Here is a 3848-nt window from a genome sequence, read left to right as displayed (position 1 = left end):
GGGGCCTTCCGCGTCCTGCCCGGGAGCGGGCCGACGGGAGTGTGCGGGAACGCCGAAAACCGGCCCGGCGCACTGGGCGCCGAAGCCGGTCTGGTCAGACTGGGAGACTACGCGCGACGGCGGGTCTGGGAAGACCCGGTCCCCGACTCGGTGTCGTCATCCTCGCCGTCATCGGCGTAACGAGCCGCGTACTCCGCATAAGGGTCGTCGTCCTCGTCCTCTTCGATCGGCTCCGGCTCGATCGGGGAGGTGGAGGGCGATACGCCCAGCTCGCTGGAGAGACGATTGGCGTCGAACCCGCCGCTGTTGTACTTCAGCTCGCGGGCGACCTTCGTCTGCTTGGCCTTGGCCCGGCCGCGCCCCATGGGTCGACCCCCTCAACGATGGGGCTCACGGCCCCGAGTCTGACACGTGTTCATGATCAAGAGCGGCCTGCCCGAATGGGGAGAACCGTCCCTTGGAGCATCAACGGTACCTGTTTCTGCCGCTGGACGGTACGTCGTCAGTGTGACGTGGCGCGCACCAGCCGCACCCGCGACCAGGTCGTCCCAGGTCAGGGGAGGTTTTGCGGCTTTCTGCGCGCTGTCCGGAGGTGTCTCAGGTCCGTTGTTTCCTCACCGATTATCCCCCGAAGGAGGACGTCGGATCACCCGATCGGGCGCAGAATCGAGAATCCGGTTCCACATTGTGATGCGCGGGGGGCTGATGTGGACGCCCCCCGCGCGTCATCGGTCCGGGCCCGGCTCGGCCGGACCGGGATCAGCCCCGGCGGGCGCCCGGCAGCAGCACCGAGCGCAGCGCGCTGATCTCGCGCATCCGCTTCTCGGCGAGGCGGTCGGCGGCGACGGCCGGCGGCACGCCGTCGGCGGCGGCCCGGGTGAAGATCTCCAGGGTGGTGTCGAAGATCCGGGTCGCCTTGTTCTTGGCGCGCTCGAAGTTGAAGCCGTCGATCTCGTCGGCGACCTGGATCACGCCGCCGGAGTTCACCAGGTAGTCCGGGGCGTAGAGGATGCCGCGGTCGGCGAGGTCCTTCTCGACGCCCGGGTGGGCCAGCTGGTTGTTGGCGGCGCCGCAGACGATGACGGTGCCGAACTCGCCCAGCGCGGCCACGCTGTCGTCGGTGAGCGCGCCGCCGAGCGCGCAGGGGGCGTAGACGTCCAGCTTGGCCTGGAGCAGCGCGGCGGTGTCGGCGACGACCTCCACCTCCGGGTGGGCGGCCCGCACGCGGTTGACCGCGGCCTCGGAGACGTCGGTGATCACGACGGTGGCGCCGTCCGCGACCAGATGGCCGACCAGGTAGTGGCCGACCTTGCCGACGCCGGCCACGCCGACCCGCTTGCCGCGCAGGGTGGGCTGGCCCCAGCGGGCCTGGGCGGAGGCGCGCATGCCCTGGAAGACGCCGAAGGCGGTCAGGATGGACGAGTCGCCGGCGCCGCCGTGCTCGGGCGAGCGGCCGGTGACGAACTCGGTCTCGCGCGCGATCACGTCCATGTCCTGGACGTAGGTGCCCACGTCGCAGGCGGTGATGTAGCGGCCGCGCAGCGACTCGACGAAGCGGCCGTAGGCGCGGAGCATCGCCTCGTTCTTGTCCTTGTTCGGGTCGCCGATGATGACGGCCTTGCCGCCGCCGAGGTCGAGCCCGGCCAGCGCGTTCTTGTAGGACATGCCGCGCGAGAGGTTGAGCGCGTCCTCCAGCGCCGCCTCCTCGGAGGCGTACGGGAAGAAGCGGGTGCCGCCGAGGGCCGGGCCCAGCGCGGTGGAGTGGATGGCGATGATCGCCTTCAGCCCGGAGGAGCGGTCGTGGCAGAGCACGACCTGCTCGTGGCCGTCGCCGGTGGCGCCGTCCTGGGAGTTGCCGAAGATCCTGCCGAGCACGCCGGGTGCGGAGTGCGTGGGGGCGGCGGTCTGTACGTCGGTCACTGTGGTGACTCCAGTATTCGAGGCCCGCTTGCTGTGGTGCGGGCGCCTAGGGCGAAGCGTAGTCCGCGGGGCGCCGCCGATCCGCCCCCTTGACGAAGCTCGGGCCGCTTGTCCGAAGGGTGAGACGGGGGTGGTCGCCAGCAGCCCGTTCACGGCCCCCGGGCGCGTCCGCGGACGGGCCGCCGCCCGGCGCCCGCCGGGTGGCGGCGGGCCGGACCCTCCCGGGCGGCGGGGGAGCGTGCGACGATGCAGGACGTGACCGTCGTCCGTACCTCCGTGCTGCCGCCCTACGCCGCGCACCTGCGGGTCTACGAGCCGCTGGCCGCCTACCCGGAGCCGGAGCGGGCGCACTGGCAGGCCTACGCGGCGGAGCACGGTCCGGACGCGCCGGAGGCGGGCCTCCCGGTGGCCGCGGCGGTGCTCGCGGAGCAGCGCGCGGCGCTGGCCGAGCTGGTCGGCCGCACCCCGCGGGCGCTGCCGGAGCGGGAGAGCGAGCGGGCCTTCGTCCGGCTGGTGGACGGGGTGCTCTACATCTGCCCGTGGGCGACCAGGCTGCGCAACTGGCAGGCGCTGGAGGAGCTTCGGGCCGGGGCGCCGGTGGCGCTGGTGGACACCGCGCTGCCGCCGGCCACCCGGGCGGAGGCGGAGGCGGACCGGGAGCGCTGGCGCTCGGAGCACCCGGACGCCCGGCCGTGGATCCTCACCAGCCGGTGGGAGGTGCCGGTGCGGTGGTTCCTCCCGTTCGGGGACGAGGATCGATGCTTCGTTCCCGCAGGGACGGGGGAGAAGGAAGGGGAAGTGGTCCGGGGGGACCAGGCGTCGCTGTTCTATCTGACGCCGATGGCGCAGGCGCGCCGCCGGGTGGCCCGGGCGTACCGGGCGCTGCGCGAGGCGGTGCCGGAAGGGGAACTGGTGCGGGGGGCGGAGCAGGTGGGTCGGTGGCTGGAGGAGTTCCATCCGCGGTCGCTGGTGGAGCTGGACTACGGGGGGTTGGTGCATCTGCTGGGGGCGGAGCGGCTGTTGGCGGACCGTTCGGCCGGGGAGCTGGAGGACGGGCTGCGGGCGCTGCGGGCGGGGGAGCCGGCGGAGGCGCTGCGCGCCTACGAGGCGCTGACGGCGCGCTGGCGGCAGGTGCTGGCGCTGCGCCACGCGAACTGAGCCGGTCGGGTCGGCTGAGGGGGTGTCACCGCTGGTCGCAGCGGGTGCCGGTGGCACTTGTCGGACCGGTAAGAGTCCTTCGGCCTGTTCCGTATGACCAAGGTCCCGGTTCGGGTCAATACCTGTCGAACGTGACACTACTCACTGTTGACGCGAACTCACCCCTATGTGCAAAAATGGGACAACCAGCCCAAGTTCACGTGAGCGTGCCCACTTTTGGGTGGTTCTGGAGTCGATGCGTGCTTTGCGGGGAAACGGTGGGTCTGGTCCCCTCGTAACCGAATGTCACTATAGGGTGACCGCCCGTTATGGGGTGGTCCATCGCCATCCGTCGGGCTTGAACCCGTGAGGGGTCAATTTTGGCGGTTTGGTCGATAGCGCTGGACGGATGGTGTAGTTGTAGACACCAGGACAAGCCGTTCGTCCTATAACCGACTCGGCCCGTCTATGCCATTTCGGGCATCGCGGGCCAAGGTGCAGAATTTGAAGGATAGAACCGCCCTGGTTCGGTTCTCCCGAGGAGGCCGCTCATGACCGCTCGTACACCCGATGCCGAGCCCCTGCTGACTCCGGCAGAGGTCGCCACCATGTTCCGTGTGGATCCCAAGACCGTGACCCGCTGGGCCAAGGCCGGCAAGCTCACGTCGATCCGCACCCTGGGCGGCCATCGCCGTTACCGTGAGGCGGAGGTGCGCGCCCTGCTGGCCGGTATTCCGGCGCAGCGCACTGAGGCCTGACCGGCCGAACGCTCAAGGCTCTTTCGAAGGGGC

The 3848-nt window shown here is 70.9% G+C and carries 4 protein-coding genes; 2 read left to right on the top strand and 2 right to left on the bottom strand.

The window, feature by feature from the left end; genetic code table 11:
• Window positions 1–107: 107 nt before the first annotated feature.
• Together ABD308_RS27825 and ABD308_RS27820 are read right to left on the bottom strand one after the other, a co-directional pair.
• Window positions 108–365, bottom strand: a complete 258-nt coding sequence (locus ABD308_RS27825; RefSeq protein ID WP_344340094.1) for a DUF3073 domain-containing protein — start codon at window positions 363–365, stop codon at window positions 108–110.
• 394 nt (window positions 366–759) lie between these two features.
• Complete coding sequence (locus ABD308_RS27820) at window positions 760–1920, bottom strand: Glu/Leu/Phe/Val dehydrogenase dimerization domain-containing protein (protein ID WP_425554864.1); 1161 nt, start codon at window positions 1918–1920, stop codon at window positions 760–762.
• A 255-nt stretch (window positions 1921–2175) separates the two neighbouring features.
• Between ABD308_RS27820 and ABD308_RS27815 the strand changes: the two genes are divergently transcribed.
• Both ABD308_RS27815 and bldC read left to right on the top strand, forming a co-directional pair.
• The gene (locus tag ABD308_RS27815) at window positions 2176–3078 is read left to right on the top strand and encodes a DUF8083 family protein (RefSeq protein ID WP_344340092.1); all 903 of its coding nucleotides are present in this window, start codon (window positions 2176–2178) and stop codon (window positions 3076–3078) included.
• 530 nt (window positions 3079–3608) lie between these two features.
• Window positions 3609–3815, top strand: coding sequence for a developmental transcriptional regulator BldC (gene bldC, locus ABD308_RS27810; RefSeq protein ID WP_014137253.1), 207 nt, complete (start codon window positions 3609–3611; stop codon window positions 3813–3815).
• The last annotated feature ends 33 nt before the right edge of the window (window positions 3816–3848 follow it).

Source organism: Kitasatospora putterlickiae, from assembly GCF_039527695.1.
In the GTDB taxonomy this organism is placed as follows: domain Bacteria; phylum Actinomycetota; class Actinomycetes; order Streptomycetales; family Streptomycetaceae; genus Kitasatospora; species Kitasatospora putterlickiae.
This window is presented reverse-complemented; position numbering and strand designations above follow the sequence as displayed.

Coding starts and splice junctions, on each gene's coding strand:
- ABD308_RS27825 (WP_344340094.1), bottom strand. CDS start 365: ATGGGGCGCGGCCGGGCCAAGGCCAAGCAGACGAAGGTCGCCCGCGAG.
- bldC (WP_014137253.1), top strand. CDS start 3,609: ATGACCGCTCGTACACCCGATGCCGAGCCCCTGCTGACTCCGGCAGAG.